The sequence below is a fragment of the Polaromonas sp. P3_C2 genome (genome assembly GCF_056402675.1).
Genome location: NZ_JBFUGX010000773.1, coordinates 1 through 1,751, shown reverse-complemented (window position 1 = coordinate 1,751; position 1,751 = coordinate 1). Strand labels below are relative to the sequence as shown.

The following is a 1,751-nucleotide window of genomic DNA, read 5'->3' as shown; positions in this document are numbered from 1 at the left end:
TCTGCAGGGCCAGCAGGCCTATTTGCGGCCCGTTGCCATGCGTCACCACCAATTCATGCTGCAGTGCGACGCGGGCCAATTGGGCCGCCACGCCCTGGATGTTTTCCAGCAGGTGCTGCGCGCTGAGTGACTGGCCCCGGCGCAGCAAGGCATTGCCGCCCAGCGCCACGACCAGCTTCATGCGAGGGTGGCCACGAGTACGGCCTTGATGGTGTGCATGCGGTTTTCCGCCTGCGTAAACACAACGGACGCATCGGACTCAAAGACCTCATCGGTCACCTCGATTTCGCTGAGGCCGTAGCGCTCGTGGATCTGACGTCCCACTTCAGTATCCAGGTTGTGAAAGGCCGGCAGGCAATGCATGAAGCGGGTCCTCGGCTTGCCGGTGGCCTTCATCAGGGCGCTGTTGACCTGGAAGGGCAGTAGTTGCTCGATGCGCAGTTTCCAGGTGTCGTCGGGCTCACCCATGGACACCCAGACGTCGGTGTAGAGAAAGTCCGCGCCCTTGACCGCTTCGGTTGGATCGTTGCTGAGGGTGATGCGCGCGCCTGTTGTCCTGGCCAGTTCTCGCATTTCRCTCACCAGTTCGGGCGGTGGCATCAGTGCCGCGGGAGCGGCGATGCGCACGTCCATGCCCATCTGCGTGCCGCCCACCAGCAGCGAACAGCCCATGTTGAAGCGGGCGTCGCCCAGGTAGCAAAAGGACAGTTCGTGCAGCGGCTTTTCGCCGAACTCCTGCATCGTCAGCAGGTCTGCCAGCACCTGGGTCGGGTGCGACTCATCCGTGAGCCCGTTCCAGACCGGGACGTGCGAGAAGCGCGCGATTTCTTCCACCACCGTCTGGTGAAAGCCGCGGTACTCGATGCCGTCATATAGCCTGCCCAACACCCGGGCAGTGTCCTTGAGAGACTCCTTGTGCCCCAGCTGCGAACTGACCGGGTCGATGTAGGTCACATGGCCACCCTGGTCGTGCACTGCGACTTCGAAGGCGCAGCGCGTGCGGGTGGAGGCTTTCTCGAAAATCAGCGCGATGTTTTTGCCCTTGAGGCGGGCGAGCTCGTTTCCTGCATATTTGGAGCGCTTGAGCTCGGCGGCCAGGTCCAGCAGGAAACGGATGTCCCGCGGGGAGAAATCCTTGAGGTCCAGCAGGCTGCGGTTGTGAAGATTGAAGCTCATGAATGGCCGTCTTTCGTGGATGCCTCAATGGCGGGAAAGGATCAGGCGGCGTCGCGCTCAATCGGGCAGGACATGCAGTGGCTGCCGCCGCGGCCACGCCCCAGCTCACCGCTGGGGATGGTGATGACTTCGACGCCGGCCTTGCGCAGCAAGGTGTTGGTGTGGGTGTTGCGGTTGTAGGCCATGACCACACCGGGCGACAGCGCCAGCACGTTATTGCCGTCGTCCCACTGTTCGCGTTCCGCCTCGTAGGCGTTGCCGCCGGTGGCGACGACCCGCAACTTCGGCAGGCCCAGGGCTTGTGCGAGGACGTCGAGAAATGGTTCGGCTTCCGCCCTGACGTCGAGTGAGCCTGGTTCATCGCCGGGTCTGAGGCTGAACACACGTACGGCCTGCACAATATCCGGGAACACAGTCACCAGATCCCGGTCGCAAAAGGTCAGCACCGTGTCCAGGTGCATCGCGCCGCGTGATTTGGGCAACTGGGCAGCCAGCACGCGGGTTGCGGCGCCGCGGGCAAACAGGTTGCGCGCGAGCTGGGTCACGGCCTGCGGCGAGGTCCGCTCGCCCATGCC

3 protein-coding genes are annotated in these 1,751 nt (G+C 63.5%); all 3 read right to left on the bottom strand.

Annotated features, from left to right (window positions below; all coding sequences use genetic code 11):
* Window positions 1-181, bottom strand: a 181-nt coding sequence (locus tag AC1DWI_RS21785; protein ID WP_477725744.1) for an amino acid kinase family protein, incomplete at its 3' end; no start/stop codon positions are given.
* Window positions 178-1,176 (bottom strand): ornithine carbamoyltransferase, encoded by a 999-nt coding sequence (gene argF / locus AC1DWI_RS21780; protein ID WP_477668811.1) that lies wholly within the window; start codon window positions 1,174-1,176, stop codon window positions 178-180. The genes argF and AC1DWI_RS21785, both read right to left, overlap by 4 nt.
* Before the next feature lie 41 nt (window positions 1,177-1,217).
* Window positions 1,218-1,751 (bottom strand): arginine deiminase family protein (locus AC1DWI_RS21775; protein WP_477725743.1); only part of this gene is annotated, 534 nt, incomplete at its 5' end.